The sequence below is a fragment of the Marinobacter caseinilyticus genome (assembly GCF_011074955.1).
GTDB classification, from domain to species: Bacteria; Pseudomonadota; Gammaproteobacteria; order Pseudomonadales; family Oleiphilaceae; genus Marinobacter; species Marinobacter caseinilyticus.
Genome location: NZ_WUQJ01000013.1, coordinates 62828 through 84850 on the forward strand (window position 1 = coordinate 62828; position 22023 = coordinate 84850).

Annotated in this window: 17 protein-coding genes and 1 tRNA gene; 4 read left to right on the forward strand and 14 right to left on the reverse strand. The window is 55.3% G+C overall.

Annotation, left to right across the window (positions count from 1 at the left end; genetic code table 11):
- Window positions 1-115: 115 nt before the first annotated feature.
- From pepN to GRX64_RS05635, 6 genes are all read right to left on the reverse strand, one after another.
- Window positions 116-2758 carry an aminopeptidase N gene (pepN, locus tag GRX64_RS05610; protein WP_166264504.1) on the reverse strand — a complete coding sequence of 881 codons (2643 nt, stop codon included), beginning with the start codon at window positions 2756-2758 and terminating at the stop codon, window positions 116-118.
- A gap of 58 nt (window positions 2759-2816) precedes the next feature.
- Window positions 2817-3662 (reverse strand): DUF2797 domain-containing protein, encoded by an 846-nt coding sequence (locus tag GRX64_RS05615; protein ID WP_166264506.1) that lies wholly within the window; start codon window positions 3660-3662, stop codon window positions 2817-2819.
- Window positions 3663-3671: 9 nt separating this feature from the next.
- Window positions 3672-3932, reverse strand: coding sequence for a YeaC family protein (locus GRX64_RS05620; RefSeq protein ID WP_166264508.1), 261 nt, complete (start codon window positions 3930-3932; stop codon window positions 3672-3674).
- Window positions 3933-4046: 114 nt separating this feature from the next.
- Complete coding sequence (locus GRX64_RS05625) at window positions 4047-4922, reverse strand: rhomboid family intramembrane serine protease (RefSeq protein WP_166264511.1); 876 nt, start codon at window positions 4920-4922, stop codon at window positions 4047-4049.
- A 4-nt stretch (window positions 4923-4926) separates the two neighbouring features.
- Window positions 4927-5937, reverse strand: a complete 1011-nt coding sequence (locus tag GRX64_RS05630) for a metallophosphoesterase (protein ID WP_166264513.1) — start codon at window positions 5935-5937, stop codon at window positions 4927-4929.
- Between the two features lie 2 nt (window positions 5938-5939).
- Window positions 5940-6824 carry an NAD(+) kinase gene (locus tag GRX64_RS05635; RefSeq protein WP_166264515.1) on the reverse strand — a complete coding sequence of 295 codons (885 nt, stop codon included), beginning with the start codon at window positions 6822-6824 and terminating at the stop codon, window positions 5940-5942.
- 126 nt (window positions 6825-6950) lie between these two features.
- On the opposite strand from GRX64_RS05635, the gene GRX64_RS05640 reads away from it, so the two are divergent.
- Entirely contained in the window at window positions 6951-7865 is a 915-nt protein-coding gene (locus GRX64_RS05640) for a DUF1853 family protein (protein ID WP_166264516.1), read from the forward strand.
- Window positions 7866-7875: 10 nt separating this feature from the next.
- On the opposite strand, the gene GRX64_RS05645 is transcribed toward GRX64_RS05640, so the two are convergent.
- Window positions 7876-9141: an AAA family ATPase gene (locus tag GRX64_RS05645; protein ID WP_166264517.1), complete on the reverse strand. Its 1266-nt coding sequence runs from the start codon at window positions 9139-9141 to the stop codon at window positions 7876-7878.
- Between the two features lie 228 nt (window positions 9142-9369).
- Window positions 9370-11442: an NADPH-dependent 2,4-dienoyl-CoA reductase gene (locus GRX64_RS05650; RefSeq protein ID WP_166264518.1), complete on the reverse strand. Its 2073-nt coding sequence runs from the start codon at window positions 11440-11442 to the stop codon at window positions 9370-9372.
- A gap of 151 nt (window positions 11443-11593) precedes the next feature.
- Between GRX64_RS05650 and GRX64_RS05655 the strand changes: the two genes are divergently transcribed.
- Entirely contained in the window at window positions 11594-12652 is a 1059-nt protein-coding gene (locus GRX64_RS05655; RefSeq protein ID WP_166264519.1) for an AraC family transcriptional regulator, read from the forward strand.
- 259 nt (window positions 12653-12911) lie between these two features.
- On the opposite strand, the gene GRX64_RS05660 is transcribed toward GRX64_RS05655, so the two are convergent.
- A tRNA-Asp gene (locus GRX64_RS05660) sits at window positions 12912-12988 on the reverse strand.
- Between the two features lie 119 nt (window positions 12989-13107).
- The gene (locus tag GRX64_RS05665) at window positions 13108-14139 is read right to left on the reverse strand and encodes an AraC family transcriptional regulator (RefSeq protein ID WP_166264521.1); all 1032 of its coding nucleotides are present in this window, start codon (window positions 14137-14139) and stop codon (window positions 13108-13110) included.
- A gap of 264 nt (window positions 14140-14403) precedes the next feature.
- On the opposite strand from GRX64_RS05665, the gene GRX64_RS05670 reads away from it, so the two are divergent.
- Window positions 14404-15285, forward strand: coding sequence for a MaoC/PaaZ C-terminal domain-containing protein (locus tag GRX64_RS05670; RefSeq protein WP_166264523.1), 882 nt, complete (start codon window positions 14404-14406; stop codon window positions 15283-15285).
- Between the two features lie 64 nt (window positions 15286-15349).
- Here the strand turns inward: GRX64_RS05670 and GRX64_RS05675 are convergent, their stop codons facing one another.
- From GRX64_RS05675 to GRX64_RS05690, 4 genes are read right to left on the reverse strand one after another with little or no spacing between them, the layout of a single operon-like run.
- Window positions 15350-16918, reverse strand: a complete 1569-nt coding sequence (locus GRX64_RS05675; protein WP_166264525.1) for an ATP-binding response regulator — start codon at window positions 16916-16918, stop codon at window positions 15350-15352.
- A gap of 45 nt (window positions 16919-16963) precedes the next feature.
- A complete protein-coding gene (gene fixJ, locus GRX64_RS05680; RefSeq protein WP_166264527.1) occupies window positions 16964-17590 on the reverse strand; it encodes a response regulator FixJ in 627 nt (208 codons plus the stop codon).
- Window positions 17591-17645: 55 nt separating this feature from the next.
- Window positions 17646-18581 (reverse strand): M23 family metallopeptidase, encoded by a 936-nt coding sequence (locus GRX64_RS05685; protein ID WP_235937529.1) that lies wholly within the window; start codon window positions 18579-18581, stop codon window positions 17646-17648.
- Window positions 18547-20949, reverse strand: a complete 2403-nt coding sequence (locus tag GRX64_RS05690) for a Lon protease family protein (protein WP_166264529.1) — start codon at window positions 20947-20949, stop codon at window positions 18547-18549. The genes GRX64_RS05685 and GRX64_RS05690 overlap by 35 nt, the downstream gene beginning before the upstream one ends.
- Before the next feature lie 682 nt (window positions 20950-21631).
- Here GRX64_RS05690 and GRX64_RS05695 point away from each other — a divergent pair.
- Window positions 21632-22012 (forward strand): PilZ domain-containing protein, encoded by a 381-nt coding sequence (locus tag GRX64_RS05695; protein WP_166264531.1) that lies wholly within the window; start codon window positions 21632-21634, stop codon window positions 22010-22012.
- Window positions 22013-22023 lie beyond the last annotated feature (11 nt).

Genomic DNA, 22023 nt, shown 5'->3' on the forward strand with positions numbered 1-22023 from the left:
TGATCGGATTAAATTGTCCATCGACCGAAAGTGCGATTTTGTATCCAAGTGATACCTTACGTTAGCTTTAAGGCTCGCGTCTCACGGATTAAATCGCACTTCCAGGCCCGGCTCTTTAATCGGCCAAACTCTTGTGGACCACTTCATAAACGTCCATCGACAAGCCTTTCTTATCCCTCAGTGTTTCCAGCGCGGAGCGCATTCCATCCCGGTACACCTCCGTGTACTTGCGCCAGCGCGTGAGTGGCGACACCAAACGAGCGGCGATTTGTGGATTACTATCGTCCAAGTGATTGATATGTTTTGCCAAAAACCGATAGCCCGAGCCATCTTGAGCGTGGAAATTAACCAAATTCTGGCCAGCAAACACACCCACCACCGCTCGCACTTTGTTCGGGTTCTTCCAATCAAAGGCCGGGTGGTCCAGCAATTTGCTGACGGCCGCCAACCCTCCTGTGCGCGGGCTGCTGGTCTGGACCGAAAACCACTGTTCAACAACTTGCGGGTCTTGCTGCCACTGCTGGTAAAACTCGCTCAACGCAACCTCTCGGTCAGCCTCAAAGTCTGAATTCACCAGAGCTCGCAAGGCGCCAAACTGATCCGTCATGTTGGTCGCGTCTCTAAACTGGCGCTTGGCCAATATCCGCCCTTCTTCATCATTGACCTGGAGCAGCCAGGCCAATGCGGTATTGCGAAGAGCCCGCCGTGCTATTGCCTCGGATGTCGGCTCGTAAGGCCCGATGTCGAGATTGCGATGGTAGCAGGCCACCAGCTCATCTCTCAGCGTTAAAGCCAGGTGGTTCAACACGCGGGTACGAGCCTGACATATGCCCTGGACATCCGCCGAGTCCGCAAGCTCAATCAGATACGCCTCGCTTGGCAATTGCAGCATTTTGGCAACCAGTGCCTGATCGACATCAGCATTGGAAACCAGGTGTCGGTAGGCGGTTACCTGTCTTGGCTCAACGACTGTTTCCGAACCCGCACCAATCAATGACTGAATCACATCTACCGACAGCCGCTGGCCGGCATCCCAGCGATTAAAACCGTCCGAGTCGTGATTCATCAGAAACATCAATTGCTCACGGTTCCATGGGTAATTCACGCGTACCGGCGCCGAAAACCCCCTGAGCAATGACGGGACAGGCTTTTCTGCCACATCATGAAACTCAAACGCCTGGCGCTCCTGAGTGATATCCAGTACCCGTTCAGTCGGAGCATCCGCTTCCCCCGGGGTGAGTCTCAGTGGCAGATCCTCGCCTCGCTGATTCAACAGCCCCAGAGCAAAGGGAACATGCTGCGGTTTTTTATCACGCTGACCTGGTGTAGCTGGAATGGACTGGCGCACATGCAGCCTGTAAACCTGCTGCTCTGCATCGAATTCGTCCTCCACCGTAATGACGGGGGTGCCGGCCTGCTCATACCAAAGCCGGAACTGTGTCAGGTCGCGACCGCTGGCATCCTCCATGGCCTTGACGAAATCGTCCGTGGTTACCGCTTGCCCATCGTGGCGCTCGAAATAGAGGTCGCTGCCTTTACGGAACAGGTCCGGCCCCAGCAAGGTATGAATCATTCCCACCACTTCTGAACCTTTCTCATAGATGGTGAGTGTGTAGAAGTTGGAAATCTCCATGTACGACTCAGGCCGAACCGGGTGAGCCATGGGGCCGGCATCTTCCGCGAACTGCGCCGTGCGCATGAGCGTAGCATCCTCAATGCGCTTCACCGTTGGCGACCCCATATCCGATGAAAACCCGGAATCCCGAAATACCGTAAAACCCTCTTTGAGGCTGAGCTGGAACCAGTCGCGACATGTCACCCGATTGCCCGACCAATTATGGAAATACTCATGGGCAACAATGGCCTCCACCCGCTGAAACGCCGCGTCGGTAGCGGTATCCGAGCTGGCCAGCACGCAGGACGAGTTGAAAATATTCAACCCCTTGTTCTCCATCGCTCCCATATTGAAGTCATCGACCGCCACAATCATGAAGATATCCAGATCGTATTCGCGGCCGTAGACATCCTCGTCCCAACGCATGGCGCGTTTGAGCGAATCCAGCGCGTGATCACATTTCTCGGCGTTGCGCGGCTCGACGTACATGCGCAGGTCAATGTCGCGACCGGAGCATGTTGTAAAGGTGTCTTTCTTTTCCACCAAGTCGCCCGCAACCAGCGCAAACAGGTAGCAGGGTTTGGGAAACGGGTCTTCCCAGGTCATAAAGTGGCGACCGTCCGCCAACTCGCCGGTTTCAACGTCGTTGCCATTGGACAATAAAATGGGGTAGCGGGCTTTGTCAGCTTCAATCCGGGTTCGGAACCGGGCCATCACATCCGGTCGGTCGGGGAAAAAGGTGATGCAACGGAAGCCCTCTGCCTCGCACTGGGTACAAAACATTCCCGAGGACTTATAAAGGCCTTCCAGCCGGGTATTGTTCTGGGGTTCAATCCAGGTGACGACGGTTAGCTGAAATTGGTCGGGTACTTCCGCTATTACCAGTTTGTCGCCCTGGTCATCATAATCGCCGACAGCCAGCGACTTGTCGTCAAGTGCCACGCCCTCCAGCTTCAGGCTGTCGCCATCCAACTCCAGCCTGGCATCCGGGTCACCCGATTCCGGATTTCGACGAATGGTCAGGGTACTGTGCACCCGCGCACCCTCTTCAAACAGTTCAAATCGCAAATCGACATGCTCGACGAGAAACGCCGGAACCCTATAATCGCTTAAATAAATTGTACGGGGCTGACTGGTACGCATTGATAGTCTCCAAAAAAGGTGCGTCCGTATCGCACTGAGGAAATAAACGGGCCTCGGTTCAGTCGGCGCGCTCAAGCACCTGGAAACGAACCTGATAGGCGGTGTACTTGCGAATATTGATAACACCCGTGTCCAGGATCAGGTATTGACCCTTGATACCCTGTAACACGCCTCCAACCGAAGGCGTTTTATCCAGATTATGACTCTTCACTTTGTCAGGCCAAACATCCACCGGGTAACTCAGCTTCATGCTCTCGCCGGCCGCTACCGTCAACGCCTGTTCACCGTGCTCTTTTCTCAGCGCATCCAGCTCCGGGCGAATCTTGGCCAGCAACGCCTCCCGCTCGTCTGCCAGGTCAAGCGCTGGCACATCGCCTTTCAGCATGGCCCGCCAATTCGTGCGGTCGGCAACGTATTGCTTGCAGGCCACTTCCACCAATCCTGCCAACTGGCGCGTGGCAACCGTCAGCATGGGGATCGCCTCGACCGCACCCTGGTCGATCCACCGGGTGGGCACCTGTGTGCCACGTGTAATGCCAACCTTCAAGCCAGACGAATTCGCCAGATACACCACATGATCCACCATGCAATGGGTGTCGCCCCATTCAGGTTCCCGGCAGGTGCCCAAATGGTAATGGCACTTTTCCGGACTCATGATGCAGGTGTCGCAAGCCGCCAGTTTTCTGAAGCACGGGAAGCAATAGCCCTGGCTAAAACTCTTTTTCGTGACGCGGTCGCAATGGATGCAGCGGATTGCACCGTCAAAATCAATCTGAATGTCACGGCCAATCAAGTCATTCATCGGGAGACGGGTGTCTCCAATCTTTAACGTATAGACGACGGGAGATCCCGACTCGACCGGCATTTTAACCAGCCGACCTGTTACATCAATTACAGCAGTCAAAGGATAGCCTCAGTTGAGAATTCGGATAGTGGATGTTTCATCGTCCGGCCCCTGAGCACCTCCACCAGACTTGTTCCGATCGATATAGCCCACACGTTCAGACTCCGGAATGTTGTGTTTGGTTTCGTAGTACAGCACCGCCTCCATACACGTCGACCGCTGCTCGTCGGAGACTTTGCGGCCGTCCGGCCATTTGCCCAGCTCAATGGCCAGCTTGAGGCTCTGATAGACCGCCGGGTCCAAACGCTCAATTAGTTCGTCGTACGTCATAAAAATACCCTTAAAGAGGTTGACCTACACAAATGATAACGATTATCATTAACAAACCAAATCGCGAAGGTCGTTTGCATTTGGTCTCTCTCATCAGGAGCTTTAAAGCTCTTTTTATGCCCCGCCTTTTGGCGGGGCTTTTTTTGGTACCGGCAACACGGTAGCCACCAAAAGGCCAGCGACAAATCCACCCAAATGCGCCTCATTAGCCATTCGGCCCAAACCAAGCCATTCCGGCAGTGGCGTAAACCCAATGAGCATCCAGGCCACCGCAAATACAATCAACGCAGGTGGAAACTGAAACCTGGCTAATCGATGCTGGCTGAGCCAACAGTAACCCAGCACACCGTACACAACGCCGGAAAGGCCCCCAAACAGCGGCCCCGAGACCACGTACTGCAAACCGTTGGAGGCCAGGCTCGCAACCACGAACAGGACCGCCAACCGTGCCTTACCGTCGAACCACTCAATCTGACTGCCCAGAAACCACAACATGACCGAATTGAAAATTATGTGAGGCCAACTGAAATGCAGAAAATCGGGCGAGACCAGGCGCCAGAACTGTCCCCTGACCATGGTATCCGCGAATGCGGCGATACGCTGATCCATCGATGACCAACTGTATTCGCGGGGGTCGACAAACATCAGCAGGGTAGAGAGCTGACTTTGTCCAAGGCCCGTGGCCCAGGCAATGATCACGGCGACTATAATAACACCCAGAACCACCGGTGCATGCCGGGGCGAAGGTTGCCAACGACCTGCCACGTGAACGGGTGACTGAATGGTCGCGTCCACCGCTGCCCGCAGCTCGGGCTCCGCCAGAAACTGCTCCAACGCTTGCAGCACAGCCTCGGCATGGTCCGGGTTATCCAGCCACAGAACTTGCTGACCACCCTCTTCCGTAATCCGATGGCCCACATTCTGCTGCTTCAGCCACACGCTGAACACGGACAGATCAACGTCGGTTTCAATCTGTTTTACCCGATACACTCCGTTACCTCGTCACGCTGTCTTCGGATGGATAATCGACGTTCAACTCCGGCCGCTCCACATCCACATGAACAAACTTGTCCTTTGAAAGTACGCGCTCATCATCCATTCGATAAGCCACCAGCTTGCCATACTTCACTGCGCTGTAGTCGATGCAGGCGACATTGGACTTCAACGGTGCCGGCTCTCCATCCATCCAGTAATGACCCACAAACACCGGTGGCTCTGACTCCGGATAGCTGAGTAACTGCTTACGCTCGTCCGCCGTCAGCGGCCGTTGCGCAATTTCCTTCGGCAATGGGTCGGGCTGGAACACCACATCGGCGTATGTTTGCGGGTTTTCAGCCCAGAAACGCGTACGAAAAAATACCCGCGTGTAGCCATCCCGACCAGTGATGGACAACCCTTCCGGCAACCTCAGATCGGTTCCCCGCAGCAAGTTGTCCATTACCTGCCCGGCAAAGGAATCAATAACCGACGAGGCGTGAAGAAAATCCTCATCGATTTGGTTGCCCCCCTGAATGTCCTTGAATTTATCAATCAGATTCCGATCCCAGCAGGCATGCACGGCACGGAAGTGCTCCTCTTCCAGAAACAATGGAATGGTGTAGAACCATTCCAGAAATTCATTCCATTCATGCGGGTAATGCTCAAACTGAGTGAGTGTTTCCCGGATCAGCCTGTCATGACGAGTGTTATGTTCGCGCAGCCATTTGCGTCCACTGCCCGGACGGGCACGGGTACAGTAACCCAGGGCGTTGTATTCGTGATTGCCCATCACAATTTGCGCTGAGCCATGATCAACCATATCGCGCACCAGATGCAGTGCCTCTCGAATGCGCGGTCCCCGATCGATGATGTCACCGATGAAAACGGCTTGCCGGCGTGCGTGCTGGTAGATGCCATTGACTTTGCGATACCCCATTTGTTCCAGCAGTCGGACCAGGGTATTTGCACAACCATGGATATCGCCAATAATGTCGTATCCGCGACTAGCGGGTTTGTGTACGGTCATAATCAACTCGCTGCTATTTCGCTGGCCCAACCAAGCTTCCCGCGACAGGTGGCGTAAAAATTATGGTCGGTGGGGTGAATCAAACGGATCTTAAACGGCTTCTTGGTGATCCGGATGATGTCACCAGGCGCACATGAAATGTCCATCTGGCCATCGCAACTGACCTGAGGGTAAGTTTCATTGGTCTCACCAATCACCAGCTTTATTTCGCTTTTGCCGTCCACCACAATCGGCCGACTGCTAAGGGTATGAGGAAACATCGGCACCAGCACAATGGCGTCCAGCTTGGGATGCATGATGGGGCCCCCGGCAGACAACGAATACGCCGTCGAGCCTGTGGGTGTGGCCACGATCAAGCCGTCGGAACGCTGGCTGTAAACAAAATGGCCGTCGATATACAGATCGAAACCAATCATGCGAGTGGACTTACCCGGATGCAGAACCACATCGTTCAACGCAGTACCGAAGCCCAAAGGCTGCCCATTTCGCTCAACATGGGCGTCCAACAGAAACCGATTCTCTTCTATGTACTCACCCTGAAGCACCCTTCCCAAACGCTCTTCCAGGTCTGAGGGAGAAATATCGGTAAGAAAGCCCAGACGCCCGCGATTGACCCCCAATAACGGGATCTTCGACTTCGCCAGCTCACGGGCCGCACCCAGTAAACTGCCATCACCACCAACCACAATGACCAGATCGCATATTTCGCCCAGCAATTTTTTACTGGCAACCTGCAATCCGTGGCCAGGCAACATATTCGCGGTATCCGATTCCAGAATGACGTGATAGTTCTCGTTGACCAGGTAGGTGCGAAGCTGCCTGAGCGATTCGACCACTTTGACACTGCCCATGCGGCCAATCACGCCAATATTCCTGAATTGATCCATGCGAATTCCTGTAAATTAAGACTTAAAGATGCACTATGGTGGCATCTTAACGAATTACGGGGTAGTCCTGAGAAAGATCGCTTACCTGCGTGAACAACAACGCCCCGAAACAGCGAGCAATGAACGATGACAATAACCGAGCGCCCATACTGGCATACGCCCGCGGTCAGGCATCTGGCATGGCTTTGCGAAGCCCCTTCATTGATCAATACTGGCCCGGTTTTCAGCCTGGCAGACTACTTGCCGCCAGACACCCAGCAACGCCTGCAATCACTGGATCAATCGCCCTCACCGCTGCTGTCCTATTTGGGCGACAGCCAAAGCTGGAGGCTCGGCCAATATTTCGAAAACCTTTACCACTTTCTTTTGGAGCACATTCTGGAGTGGCCTGTATTGTTGCGCAATGCAGCTGTGCGGGAACGTCATGGCCGAACTTTGGGAGAGCTCGACTTTATCGTCCGGAACCCACTCAACGACGAACTTCAACATCATGAAATTGCCGTTAAATTTTATCTCGGGTTTGACGAGGACGGGCACACACGATGGTACGGTCCCAATGCCCACGATCGGCTTGACTTAAAAACCCGGCGGTTGCTCGACCACCAATGCCGAATGACAGAACGTGAAGAAACCCAGGCCCTCCTGGCCAGCGTGGGACTTGATGGCCCGGTTACCCCCGTCGTCTTCATGCCCGGCAACCTGTTCTATCCGCAGCCTGGAGACTCGCAATCTGTCGTGCTGCCCCATTGGACCGGTGCACGTCATGAGCGCGGTCACTGGATACGACACAGTGAGGTTTCAGCCCAGGATACAACCCGCTGGACACCCTTGCGAAAACCCCACTGGCTCGGCTGCTATCAGACCGAAAAAATCCCGGATTACACGGAAACCGAACAGGCCATGGCGGCTGTCGCAGAAACCGGCAAACCCCGCCTGTTTGCGGAAATGGCCAAACGGTCGGACGGTCAGGGCTATGACGAGGTAATGCGGTGTTTCGTGATGCCGGAAAACTGGCCCGAGCCGGCATTGAGCGACGAATAGGCCTGGAGCGCTAGACCGCTTCGGCTTGATGCTGATCACAGAGATCATGCTCGCCGGGTGTGAACTCTGCCGGCTGGCTCACGCGCAGCAAAGGCTGGCCACAGGCCTTACCGTTCTTTTGCTTATAACCGCAGACCGGATTCTCGTAATGCTTGAGCCATTCCAGGTAGGCCGGTTCATTGAGTCCACATTTCTGCGCCGCAAATGCGGTCGGATTCTCGAAATACTGCTCTATTTGTGCGTACGGAAGCGTTAAATGACCAATACCGGCATGATAGGCCACCAGAAACACCGTCTGATCCTGCAAATGCTTCATCAGTGATTCGTCCGGCGGCTCGCGGTGGCGTAAGTCGTGATTTTCTTGCTCCAGCAACGCAATTTTGTCGTTGCGCATTTCCAGCTCACGCTGTTTGCGTTCCAACTGCTCTCTGAGCAACACCACCTCGGCCTTGCTGGCTTGACTGTCCATCGAACGGGAGTCGGCCTCTTGATCCAGTTTTTCCTGAATCGACAGGTACTGGGCATTCCGATCCGCCAGGCGCGTTTTAAGCTGCTCATTGCTCAGGCGCTGGCGTTCGTATTTCTGTTCCAGCTCGACTGTTTCATTGCGCAGAGCCTGTAATTCAAGCCTGTTCTCCCGCTGCATATCCGCCAGCGCGTCCCGGTGCACGCTCTTCAGCGTTTTTATGCGCAATCGTTGTTCGCGGATCATTCGCGCCAATTTGGTTCGCTGGGCACCCGATTCCGGGTCCTCTTCTGGCGTTGCAGGCTTATTCAGCGCTGACCGCAGGATGGGGATTTCTTCCTCAACGGCTGGCTTGGGCGTTTGTTTCCTGAATTTTAACGCATTGGCGTCCACTGCTTTGCGCAATGTCTGGAAATGGTTGCTGCCTGGCGTCATGTCCGGGTCCCAAAACGCGTCCGAGGCCGCGGATTTAGGGCACTGACTCCTGCAAACCAGACGGATTGGCCCGCCGCCCAAATCGGGCCCGTTGGCACCCTTCAAGGCAAGTTTTTCTATGGGAATATTCCAATGGCTATCGGCTCGACCCTCTTCATCGAAGTAGATTCGGAAAAAAACCAGCGACCGAATCAGCAAATCGTTACCCAGCAGGACATAGACCGCCCGCACCTCCTGGTCCGCCAGGTCAGACAACCCCACATAGCCGTCCAGGAACGCGCCAAATTCAGTTGCCCGCATCTGACGGGAGACCTTAGCGCCATCCATAAAGAATACCGCCGAATATCCGTCAGCAGGCTGATCGGCAGAAACCATCTAATACTCCTGTGCTACAAGACTGTGCCAGCCGCGCGCTCACTCACCGTGAGACGTTCCAGCAGTTTGACCGCATTATGCGCATATTGTAGCCACAGTCGAAACATGAGGCAGGATGAAAACTGCAAAGAATTGTGAGCGGGCTATGATTTCTTGCTATCAGACCGCAGAAAGCAGCCTCTCGGGCTGCTTTCTGGAATCGTTTATTCAAATGCGAAGCCCATACTGTCAGAGCGCCGCCGCCAATCGACTGCCTTGATCAATGGCTCGTTTGGCATCCAGCTCGGCGGCCACATCGGCCCCGCCGATTAAGTGAACAGGCACGCCTGTTGCCTCAAGACCGGCCTGGAGCTCGCGCAACGGCTCCTGGCCGGCACAAATGATAATACTGTCAACCGGCAACAACCTGTCTTCCCCGGCCTCGGCGCCTTTAGGTGTCACCGTAATGTGCAGGCCTTCATCATCAATTTTACGGTACGCAACACCTGGCACCATTTTTACCTGACGATGCTTCAGCGACGTGCGGTGAATCCAGCCAGTTGTTTTACCCAGATCTTTGCCTACTTTCGAGGTTTTGCGCTGCAACAAATAGACGTCCCGGGCAGGTTCCGGCATCTCTGGCGTCATGCCTTTGATTCCGCCACGATGCGCAACCGACAGATCAACACCCCACTCCCGCATGAAATGCTCCGAGTCCAGGGCTGCTGACGTGCCTTGATGGACAATAAACTCAGAAACGTCAAATCCGATACCGCCCGCGCCAATCACCGCGACCCGCTGCCCAACGGGCTTTCGACCCAGAATGGCGTCGAGATAACTCATGACTTTAGGATGGTCGATGCCGTCAATATCCGGAGTACGCGGTGCGATACCGGTTGCCAGAATGACCTCATCGAACCCCCCGGCTTTGAGGTCATCCACACTGACGCGGGTGTTCAGACGCACATCGACGCCGTGTTTTGCCAGCATCACACCGTAATAACGCAGGGTTTCATAAAACTCTTCCTTGCCCGGTATGCGTTTGGCGATATTGAATTGGCCGCCAATCTCGGACCCGGCATCAAACAGGGTCACATTGTGGCCCCGCTCTGCGGCCACCGTAGCAAAAGCCAAACCCGCCGGCCCAGCACCGACAACCGCCAGTGATTTTGGCGTTGCCGTCTTGACGTAAGCAAGCTCAGTCTCATGACAGGCCCGCGGATTCACCAGGCAGGACGTTAATTTGCCACTGAAGGTATGATCAAGGCAGGCTTGGTTGCAGCCAATGCAGGTATTGATTTCATCGGCGCTGTCCTCGGCCGCCTTGTTGACCAGGTCAGCATCGGCCAAAAAGGGTCGCGCCATGGACACCATGTCGGCATCGCCATCCGCCAGTATGGCTTCGGCCACACCCGGCATATTGATCCGGTTGGTGGTTACCAGCGGAATACTGACTTCATCTTTCAGGCGCGCAGTCACCTTGGAAAACGCACCTCTAGGTACGGAAGTCGCAATGGTTGGGACCCGCGCCTCGTGCCAGCCAATTCCGGTGTTAATGATGGTAGCACCGGCTTTCTCAATGGCTTTTGCCAGTTGCACCACTTCCTCCCAGGTGCTGCCTTCTTCAATCAAGTCCAGCATTGAAAGGCGGTAGATGATGATGAATTTTTCGCCTACCCGCTCTCGCACCCGGCGTACAATCTCCAGCGGCAGACGAATCCGGTTGTCATAACTGCCACCCCACTGGTCCGTGCGGTGATTGGTGTGTGCGACAATAAACTGATTGATGAAGTAGCCTTCCGAACCCATCACTTCGACCCCATCGTAGCCGGCGCGCTGCGCCAGTGCGGCACAATCTACGTAGGCCTGGATCTGCTTTTCTATGCCTGCCTCGTCCAGTGCTTTCGGGGTGAACGGATTGATTGGCGCCTGGATAGCCGAAGGCGCGACCAGTTCCGGATGGTAGGCATAACGACCGGCGTGGAGGATCTGCATGCATATCTTGCCATCCGCATCGTGCACCGCCTGAGTGATCACCTTGTGTTGCTCAGACTCCTCCTCGGTATCCATCTTGGCCGCGTGCTGAAAGACACCGCCTTCCGGATTCGGACCAATGCCGCCTGTCACAATGAGCCCAACGCCGCCACGGGCACGCTCTGAATAGAACGCGGCCAACCGTTCAAAACCATTCTTCGCTTCTTCCAACCCGGTATGCATGGAGCCCATCAGTGCTCTGTTTCGTAGTTTGGTAAACCCCAAGTCCAGGGGCTCAAGCAGGTTCGGGTATTTGGCAACTCCGGGGGTGTTGGCGGTACTAGTCATTCGGGCTCTCCTCAGGATCAATAGACTGTGCGCAAGCGGCGGGTGGGCTGACGGTCGTTCTATTTGCGATGGCCTAAATTATCCTGCATTCTTGCCCCACTCAATATCTTCAAATAACATTTTATTATCCTGTAACTACTTGTCCGACAATATGCCCAAATTTAACAACAGCGCCACCCGTAATACCCTGGGGGACATCAGCGTTCTCTATGTCGCCGTAATGGCGCGCGCGGTGCGCCATGAAGGCGTGGACGGCAAAGATCTCTTCAGCCAGTTCAAACTCAGCGACCAGCGTCTGGCATCACCCGATGCCCGGATTAGCATCCCGAGGTTTATGCGGCTTGGTCAGGCCGCCATCACACTGACCGGCAATTCCGCACTTGGGCTTACCATGGGGCAACTCACCCGCCCCGTGGACGCCGGATTGGCCGGACTGGCAGCGCAATCCGCGCCGACAACGGCAAAAGCACTGGCCACCCTGATCAATTATTCGCTCCTCACCAGCCGCAACAGTCGTGGGCACCCATCATTGGACGTCGGCGCACGCCGGGTCGATTTCTATTCCATTCGGCCCTACAACATTTTTAACTACTTCGTCGTTGATTCGGTGCTGGCCGCCTGGACCCAGTTTCTGCGTGACATCACCGGCCGCTTCCCGGTGCTGTCCAGGGTGACACTGGAATACCCGTCTCAGGGCCTGGATGACCAATTCGAGGAATGGTTTGGCTGCCCTGTCAGCTTCAACAGGAAAAGCAACAGCCTCTACGTGGCCGAGGACGTGTTGAATGTCTCCCCGCTTCAGGCACAACCGGCCATGCACCGGCAGCTTGAAGAATCCTGCGCCATCGCTTTGCATCGCATACAGTCAGGCTGGCAAATACAGGATCGGGTGCGGGAAACATTAGCGCCGTTACTGGAGGGGGGTGCACCGCCATTGGAGCAAGTCGCAAGTGAGCTGGGCACCGCGCCCTGGACTTTGCAACGGCAGTTGGCCCGGGAACAGACAGGCTACCGACAGCTCATTGATGAAACCCGTCGCGGCCTGGCGTTCGATTACATTCGGGATACACGGCTGGCGCTGGCAGAAGTCGCCTACCTGTTGGGCTTTTCAAATCCGGCGGCGTTTCACAAAGCGTACAAACGTTGGTTCAGTCTGAGCCCGGGCGAGCACAGAAAAGCGTTGGATGCCTCAAATAATGGCACCTCATAGAACAGGTACAGACTCAAAAGGCAGTGTTTCAGGTTAAATCAGACGCTACATTTCGATGCCGTCATCCAAATCGTCATCGTCATCATAGTCTTCCCGTTGGCATTCGATCAGATCATCTTCATATTCGGACATAACGCTCTCCTTGCTCACACGATTTCCAGCAAGAGTACGATAAGACACATGACGAATTGATGAACGGAGTATGACAAAACATCGGGAATAGGAATTGGCAAGAAACATCATAAAGCAGAAGAGAAAATGGCGGAGCGGACGGGACTCGAACCCGCGACCCCCGGCGTGACAGGCCGGTATTCTAACCAACTGAACTACCGCTCCGCGCTGCGTTATCTCCCAGTCAATGGCTGACTGTGTGGTGACAACGAGGGCGCATTATAAAGAGGGCGGCCCTCATGTCAACGATTTTCACAACATTGTTTGCAGATCGGCAACGTCCGTCACATCGCATCGACCATGGCGTCCTTGCCCTGGGCCGTTTTTCGGTACTCTATCGGTGTCATGCCGGACCAGCGCTTGAATGCCCGATAGAAAGTGCTGGGCTCGGAAAAGCCAGTCAAGTAGACAATTTCATCGATCGACTCATCGGTGGTTGCCAGCAGTTGTCGCGCCAGACGGTAGCGGAAATCCGCCAATACCTGATTGAAACTGGTTTCCGCCTCGGTCAGGCGAGTGCGCAGGGTTCTCGGTTTAATACCCAGACGCTCGGCGACGGCGTTCAGCGTCACTTCGCCACTGTCCAACAGCTCAGCCACGATACGCTCTACCTGGCCGACGATGTCTTTTTTCTCTAACCGGGCCACTTGCTCGCTGGCAAAGCGCTCATGCAGATCCAGCAATTCCGGTTCGGCATGGGGCGAGGGGTGAGCCAGCAACGTGGCAGGAAAATACATGCGATTCTCTTTGGCGCCGAACACGACCTCGCAACCCAGAATCTCGCGCGCATGGTCGGCACCGCGCTCACGCTGGTGCTCGAACTCTATGCGAGAACAATAAAAACGACCTTCAGTGATGGACCTGAAGAAAATCAGCAAGCCTTGCACAAAGCACTCGTTGAAGTGCTGTAAGCGGCTCACTTCATCCGACGCGGTGTCCAGAACCATACAGGCCTCGTCGCCCTCGACCAGAAAATCGGTATTGGCCGCATCGCTGAGCAATCGTTGATAGTTCTGAGCACGGCGTAAGCCCTCACCAAAGGTCGGACTGCTCAAAAACAGATACTCAAGAACCTGGCCCTTGTAGACCGGCAGCAATTGCCCGAGGTGCAGACCAATATCAGGATCGCCAGACACATCCTCGACGACCTGCCAGAAATAGGGTTGAGCACTGTGAGGCGTCCTTAGCTGCTCGGTGTAGACATAGGCTTCATCGACACCCAAGCGTGTAAAAATGGTGTCGGTATCAATGCCTTTTGTCTTCATGGCCTGGTAGATCAGGCGCAACATCACACCTGCATCGCGAAGTTCCTGCATATGATTCCGCTTATCGTTATTTGATGAAACCCTGTTGGCTTATCCGACCTGAGTCTGGGCACGTCCAGTCAATGTGCCAAGCAACCAACTTTGGCAAACTTCCGCTCAATTCGGCGCTATATTAATCGATATCGCCTAGTAATCGCATAGTTGTACCAGATTTAACCCTGGGACAGTAGCTTGGCGGATGTGGCCTTAAATGACTTCCATCAAAACTCAATTTAGTGCGAATTGATATCTTCTCAACACAGGAGGTGACAGGGCATGCAAGACTGGATTTCTTACCGTAACCAAGGGCCTCGCCTATGGCCTCTTTATGGCAAGGCCGTGGTGCCGAGAACCCGCCGTCCAAAAAACGATGACATACGAATTCCCGCGCTGCAGACTGAACTCATCGGCACAGCAACGGGCGGCAACCGCCTCCACCGCTATCGGGAACTGTGTGGCTTTGCCCGGCGCTCCACCCTGCCCCCGACATGGCCCCATGTCCTGGCCTTTCCACTGCACCTCAAGCTGCTGACCGAGCAGGCTTTTCCACTGCCGCTGCTGGGCCTTGTGCATCTGCGCAACCGGATCATTCAACAACGAGCCATCGGCGTTGGCGAACTCCTGGACATCCGCGCGCATCTGGACGGACAAACCGTGAGCGACCGTGGTCTGGAGTTCGATTTGATCACCGAGGCCTGGTCGGCCGGAAAAAAAGTGTGGGAGGAAGTAAGCACAAGCCTTTTCAGGGAGCCCAGACACAACGGCGCCTCGCTCAAACCCACCAGAACGTTCCCGGCACTGCCGCATTACCCCAACAGCTTGACGCTGGCAGCGGCGGCGTCGATCGGACGACAATATGGGCGTCTATCGGGCGATCTCAACCCGATCCACATACACCTGTTGACCGCCAAAGTCTTTGGGTTCCCCCGGGCGATCGCACACGGCATGTGGAGCCAGGCGCATTGCATCGCCTTGCTGGAACAGCAACAGAACTGGCCAGGCGGGCCGATGACCGTCGCTTGTCAATTCAAGAAACCGCTGTTATTGCCCGGCACTGCCCAGTTGAACTGGCAAAGCAACAACGATCACTGGGACTATCAATTGCTCAACACCCAAGGCAATGCACCGCACCTCACGGGGAACATTACCTTTGGTTAGTCTCGGCTTGTGACATCGGATCAGTTGGCGCGGGCGCTTTCCGAGAACTCGGACCAGACCAGGCTTAAGAGTTTCTGGCGGCGCCTGCGACCGGTAGTGTGAAGAAGAATCGGGCACCGGTATGGTCGGGACGTTCAAATCCAATATCCCCACCTTGCGCCTGGATCAACGATTGGCACAACGCCAGACCTATGCCCATGCCTTCGTCCTTGGTGGTAAAAAACGGCAGAAACAGTTGCTGTTCCGCCTCATCCGACACGCCCTCACCGTGATCGGTCACCGTGATGCGAACGCACTCGGGCCCTCGGCGCTCGGCGGTGACCTCCACGGGTATTGACGAACCGGCACTGCGGGTTGACTCCAAGGCGTTGCGGATCAGGTTCAGCGCGACTTGTTGCACTTGCACAGGATCGGCCAGAACGTCAGGCACATCCTCTGCGACAAAAATCTCAACACCGCCCTCGTTGTTGCGAACGTCGACTTCAGCAAATTGCCGTGTTTCTTCCAGCAACGCCGACAGTGACAATACCTCTTTGCCCACGGCCGGTTTTTTTACAAACCCCCGGATTCGCCGGATCACTTCACTGGCTCGATGAGACTGTGCCTCAATCTTGCCGAGCGTCTGTTCAATCAGGGCCCGGTCAAGTGGTTCGGAAGCCATCATGCGAAGCGCCACTCGGGCGTAATTGGTGATCGCGGTCAGTGGTTGATTGACCTCGTGGGCAAAGCCCGCCGCCATCTCACCCATCGTTGACATGCGAGAGGCGTGCGCGAGTTGGTCACGCTGTTCTTGCACCAGCCTGCGGGCATCCTCCAGAGCTTTTTCATTGTCCAGTTCGGAGGTGATATCCCGAAACACCACCACCGCACCGTGCAGGGTGTCGCCTTCAAGTTTCGGAGTAGAGCGGTATTCGGCGGGAAAGCAGGTGCCGTCCAGACGCTGCATATTGACCGCACGCTGGTGCTCGGGAATGCCTTGGCGACAAGTCGCCTTGACCGGTGTGACGTCTGCATCACCATGGTGTTGCAGAGTCTTGGCCTGACCGAAATGCAACTCAAAAAAGTTACGTCCAATCAGCTCCTCCGCAGAGCACTGCGCCATGAGTGCCGCCGCCGGGTTGGCGAATATAATATCGCCGGAGGCATCGAGACCGTAGATACCCTCACTGATGGCGTTCAGAATCCGACTCTGATCGTTCTCTAATTGGCGGTTGCGGGCGTGCAGTTCACGCTCCAGACGAATCACCTGGGCGTGGGTCTTAACCCTGGCGATGACTTCCTGAGCCTGAAACGGCTTCGAAATATAATCCGCACCACCCAACGAGAACCCTTGCACCTTGGCGTCGACATCATCCAATGCGGATAGAAACACGATGGCACTGTCCGCCGTTGCCCTGTCGGCCTTCAGCCGCCGACAGACCTCATAGCCATCCATATCCGGCATCATGATATCGAGCAGTATGACTTCGGGAAGGTGGCGATGTGCCAGGGCAATGGCTTTGTCACCGTCATTGGCGATCAACAGGCGATAACCCCGATCTTTCAGGGTCTCATACAGAACTTTCAGGTTTTGCGCATTGTCATCAACCAGAAGTATCGTTGCATCGATTGTTGTATCACCGTTTTCAGTCATAAAGCCTTGGCCGGTTCGAAAGATACGCGAATCTTGATGCCCAAATCATCTGGCGTCGATACGGTCCTTTACGGACAAGACCATTCGAACCAAGTGGGCGAGCGAGTGAGTACCCATCTTGTGCATCACACGTGACCGATGAATTTCTACCGTGCGCTGACTGATTTCCAATTCAATTGCGATGACTTTATTGGCCTGGCCGGCGATCATCCGATCCATGATCTCGCTTTCCCGGGGCGTCAGAGTCTTCACGCGGCGCACGATCTCCTGCTTTTCGCCCAGCGTCTTGCGCTGCTCCTTGTCCTGAGCGAGCGCCGCTTCTATCTTCTCCAGCAGCGCTTCTTCGCGGTACGGCTTTTGAATAAAATCAACGGCCCCCTCTTTCATTGCATCCACCGCCATTGGGACGTCGCCGTGCCCGGTGACAAATATAATCGGCAAAATGGAGTGGCGATCATTGAGCTTTTTCTGCAGCTCCATACCGTCCATGCCGGGCATGCGTATATCCAGCACGATGCAGCCGGCCATTTTTTCCGAATATTCAGTGAGAAAGGCATTGGCGGTGCGATAGGTCTTGACCGCCTGCTTCGCAGACTTCAGCAACAGCTCCAGAGAATCTCGAACGGCTTCATCGTCTTCAACTACATAGACGGTCTGTTGAATATCACTCATGCGCTTCCTCTCTGTTCGGTTTCCATCGTGATCGTCCGGTGAGCCGGCCAGGCCGTCACTTCCGTCCGTCTGTCTTCAATAAAGGTGGTGTGTGTCCCTCTTGCAACGGTGGTGCAATCGTCACGGGGTCCACCCGCTCACCGTACCAGTTCATGCGCCAGTCGAGATGTGGCCCGGTTGACCGGCCGGTACTGCCCACTCGCGCAATCCGGTCGCCCTGCTTTACGGACTGCCCGGGCTCCACCAGCAGACTATCCAGATGCAAAAACGTGGAACTGACACCGTGGCCATGGTCAATAATGAGCGTTCCTCCGGAATAGAACAAATTCGGTTCCGCCAGGGTGACAACGCCAGACGCCGGTGCGATAACCACCGCCCCCCGGGGCGCGGCTATATCAACGCCGTAATGCGGTGATCCTGGATGACCATTGTAGACACGCTGACTGCCGTATACACCGCTGATGCGGCCTTCCGCGGGCCAGACAAAGCCTGCCAAAAATCCGGTCAGATCAGAGTCTGTCGCTCGCACTTCCCGCACTCGGCCCGCCTCACGACGGATTCGCTTGGTCCGCTCCTGGGGCGGCGTAACCGTGCGGGATGGCACGCCTTCAATACGCTGAATGTCATACTCACGCTGGGACAATGTCAGATTATGGACGGTGGTTTGTCCGACGGGAGACTGAACACGCACTCGCTGTTCAAGCTCAGCTTCGCGCCCAAACCCCATGGCAAACTGACCCGCTGCCGTCACCCGGACAGCCTTCTCATTAAGCCACACCTGACTGCCGGGCGCGACTTGGCCAATTAACAGCGCGCCTTGCTGCTGAGGCCCGGAGAGCTCCAACCCCAAAGCTGACGAAGACAGCGCCCATGCGCCCAGCATCGTGGCTAGCAACCTTGCCAGCATTGGCCAGGAGGGGCCCCTCACGCTTCGCGACTGATTGGTCGCATCACAATCAATGGATCGACGGGTCTTTCTCGGTATGGCCATGCTCCTGACGCTCCTGTTCACGCATTTTTTCCAACCGTTGCTGGATCACGCCAAAGACACTCTGTTTGGGATAGCGACCATTGGCATCCGCCTTACCCGCAGGCTTACCCAACAACAATGTAATTGCCTCTTCCGCTGAGCTTACACTGTAGACCACAAATCGACCTTCCCGAACCTCATTCACCAACTCACTGTCGAGCATCAGGTTTTGCACATTGGTAGCCGGCAGGATCACCCCCGGCGTGCCGGTGGCACCGGTCAGGCGGCAGGTCTGGAAAAATCCTTCAATCTTCTCATTGGCACCACCAATCGGCTGTACTTCACCAAACTGATTGACCGAACCGGTAATGGCCAGATCTTGCCGGACAGGAATGCCGGACAGCGCTGAAATCAAGGCGCAAAGTTCCGCCAGTGAGGCACTGTCTCCGTCCACCTCGCCGTAGTTTTGCTCGAACGTCAGACTCGCGGACAGGTGCATCGGTTCGGTCACCGCAAAGTGCGATGCCAGCCAGGACGTCAGTATCATTACCCCTTTTGAGTGGATATTGCCGCCCAATTTGACGTCGCGTTCGATATCAATCACATCCCCATCGCCGTAGTAACACGTTGCGGTAATGCGGTTGGATAAACCAAATTCGAATCCACCGGTGGACAGCACCGACAGGGCGTTAACCTGACCGACTCGCGAACCGGTCGTGGTGACTAATGTCGTGCCGTCACGGATCGAATCGTAAAACTGATCACGAATACGACTGCTCCGGTGCTGCGCACTCGCCAGCGCCTGCTCCACATGAGTTGCCTGGATGAACTTGGCGCCAGCCTGACGAGCCCAGTAGTCGGATTCCCGTAGCAGGTTGGCGATGTCCGCCGCATGAAGCGATAGCCGATCCTGATGCTCGGCCATCCGCGCACTGTGCTCGATCACACGAGCGACCGCCTTTTGGTCGCAGTGAAGCAGCTTTTTCTCGTTCACCAGACTGGCAATAAACTTTGCATAGAGCAGTTGGCTTTCAGACGTCCGCATCATCTCGTTTTCAAAATCGGCCGTGACCCGGAACAGTTCGGCAAATTCCGGGTCGTATTCCTGCAGCAGCATCCAGGTTTCACGATCACCGAACAGTACGATTTTCACATCCAGCGGAATCGGTTCAGGCTCCAGGGAAATAGTGCCCGACAGCGTCAGTTCACGTTCGAGAGAATTAATCTGCATGGACCGCGACCGCAACGCGCGCTTAAGGCCATCCCAGACGAACGGCTGCTCCAGCACCTTGCTCGCGTCCATCAGCAAATAGCCACCATTCGCCTTGTGCAAACTGCCGGGGCGAATCAATGAAAAATCAGTGAACACCGTGCCTTTGAAAGTGACATTTTCAACGTAGCCAAACAGGTTGTGATAATTCGGGTTGTCTTCCACAACCATGGGCACTTCGTCGTTTTTTCGATGCACCATCAGGTTAATCTGATACCGACGGGGCAATTTTTTGTCGAGGGAGGCATAGGCAATTGCGGCTTGCTCCTCGTTGTCTTCCAGGAAAATATCGAGGCTGTCCACCAAGTCTTTCCGCACCGACTCAAGATAAGCGGTTACGTCGGATTCTGCCTTATACTTGGCGACCAACTCATCCAACTGGTGGCCGGAAATCGCTTCCAGGGTTTCCTTATTGAGCGCCTCTTGCTCATCTACGTAGTCCTGCTCCCACTCCGCCAACTTGCGCAATGCCTGCCTTAGCTTCTTTTCCAGCTTGTTGATGGAGTCTTCAAACTTGTCGCGCTGCTCCTGCGTCAAAGCCTCGAAGGTTTCGGCGGTGTGCGCTACCTCACCGTTCATGGCCACCAGCCGATAGCCGCCGGGCGTGGTAACCGTCAAGCTGACCTTTTTCCGCTTGGCCTGATTGGCGACTTTTTCGAGCTCGTCTTCCTGCTTCTTGGCGTACTCATTTTTAAGCTGCTCGGCGCGCTCCAGAAAGCTGTCGCTGTCAAAGGTCTGGGGAATAACCTTCATCAGCCTGGTCATCAGCCGGTCCATATCCTGCTTCAACATCTGACCCATGCCTGAGGGCAGTCTCAGCACTTGCGGCACCCTAGGCTCTTCAAAATTCGCGACATAGCACCAATCGTGGCTTTTATGCTCGGTATCGGCATGATGCTCAAGATACCGCAGCATCATGGTGCGCTTGCCGAGCCCATTACGGCCGACGGCATAGACGTTGTAGCCGCCATGAGGCATCGCCAGGGCAAAGCGAACAGCTTCCTGGGCACGGTTCTGACCAACGATTTCAGAAAGCGGTTCTAGTTGACGGGTCGTTTTAAACGGAAACTCTTTCAGTACGCAGGCTTTGTAGAGCTGATTCAGGGACAGTGACTTCAAGGTTCGGTCCTGTAACGGTGGTGACGTGGTGTTAATGGGAACACGTTATCCAGGGGTTCCCTGACTCTGGCCGGTCATTGTAGAACCTGACACCCCCGCTGTCGCCATCGCGGCTCAAGTTTTAGGGTAAACTGTCGATAGTGCTGATAGACAATAGCGAGCCGACATAGAGGTTGGCCACTGGAAACCCGAGGGTTAACAACGCTTATGGATATTTTTCGTACTCAGAATGCGCCGCTCACAACGCTGGACAAAAACCGTACCAGCAATACTCAACGCACGCCTGCTGCTGCGGATGTGGTGGCCCCCCCACGTCAGCGCCCATCAGATCGGCGGTATCAACCGGACCGCAGGCGATCTCAGCAGGGCTTCAGTGGCCCCGACCGTCGCAAGCGCAGATCCCGTCGATCGCCAGGGCTGCTTGACCCCAAGACGGCCCGCCCTACCGCCACCGAAGACAGACGGGGGCGACTGATCAGCACGCGGGCGTAGCCCTGGTCTCGGTGCGTTAATGGATCAACGCCCACCTTAGCACCCGACCTTGGTGCGCTCAGTGCGTGCCATCCGCGTTATGCGAACTGGGTCCCAGTTTCCGAATCGGTCATTTTTCAGACAGCTGGTGCAGAACTAGACTACAGAGTCCCAAGGCAATAAAAACAATCAGCATCATGGATAGAGATGTATGACGATTGATCACAAGGATCGACGGATCAAGAACCGCTACGAAGCACAATGCCTCAAGGTACAGTTACGGGAGCGCGGATTTATTGCCCGCCAGCGCAAAGCACCCACCGCCGTCACCTGTCTCGACATGAATCGTTACGGCATGGCGGTCTTATCACCCCGTGCCATGGAACCCGGTACCCGCCTGTTTCTGGACTTTAATGGCAAATATATTTCTGAATCCCGGGTCGCCGCCAGAGTGGTCACTGTGCATCCCTACCAAACCGGATACCGTGTCAGTATCCAGTTCAGTTACTGCCATGAACACAAGCGATATTCTCGCGCCGTCGACAATGCGCTGTCCCGGATAGAAGGCTTCTACAATCGGTTTGCCAGCTAGGTGTTGTGATT

Bases quoted from the DNA above. Each gene is read 5' to 3' on its own strand.
- pepN (WP_166264504.1), bottom strand. From the start codon at position 2,758: ATGCGTACCAGTCAGCCCCGTACAATTTATTTAAGCGATTATAGGGTT.
- GRX64_RS05620 (WP_166264508.1), bottom strand. From the start codon at position 3,932: ATGACGTACGACGAACTAATTGAGCGTTTGGACCCGGCGGTCTATCAG.
- GRX64_RS05630 (WP_166264513.1), bottom strand. From the start codon at position 5,937: ATGACCGTACACAAACCCGCTAGTCGCGGATACGACATTATTGGCGAT.
- GRX64_RS05635 (WP_166264515.1), bottom strand. From the start codon at position 6,824: ATGGATCAATTCAGGAATATTGGCGTGATTGGCCGCATGGGCAGTGTC.
- GRX64_RS05640 (WP_166264516.1), top strand. From the start codon at position 6,951: ATGACAATAACCGAGCGCCCATACTGGCATACGCCCGCGGTCAGGCAT.
- GRX64_RS05645 (WP_166264517.1), bottom strand. From the start codon at position 9,141: ATGGTTTCTGCCGATCAGCCTGCTGACGGATATTCGGCGGTATTCTTT.
- GRX64_RS05650 (WP_166264518.1), bottom strand. From the start codon at position 11,442: ATGACTAGTACCGCCAACACCCCCGGAGTTGCCAAATACCCGAACCTG.
- GRX64_RS05655 (WP_166264519.1), top strand. From the start codon at position 11,594: ATGCCCAAATTTAACAACAGCGCCACCCGTAATACCCTGGGGGACATC.
- GRX64_RS05665 (WP_166264521.1), bottom strand. From the start codon at position 14,139: ATGCAGGAACTTCGCGATGCAGGTGTGATGTTGCGCCTGATCTACCAG.
- GRX64_RS05670 (WP_166264523.1), top strand. From the start codon at position 14,404: ATGCAAGACTGGATTTCTTACCGTAACCAAGGGCCTCGCCTATGGCCT.
- GRX64_RS05675 (WP_166264525.1), bottom strand. From the start codon at position 16,918: ATGACTGAAAACGGTGATACAACAATCGATGCAACGATACTTCTGGTT.
- fixJ (WP_166264527.1), bottom strand. From the start codon at position 17,590: ATGAGTGATATTCAACAGACCGTCTATGTAGTTGAAGACGATGAAGCC.
- GRX64_RS05685 (WP_235937529.1), bottom strand. From the start codon at position 18,581: ATGGCCATACCGAGAAAGACCCGTCGATCCATTGATTGTGATGCGACC.
- GRX64_RS05695 (WP_166264531.1), top strand. From the start codon at position 21,632: ATGACGATTGATCACAAGGATCGACGGATCAAGAACCGCTACGAAGCA.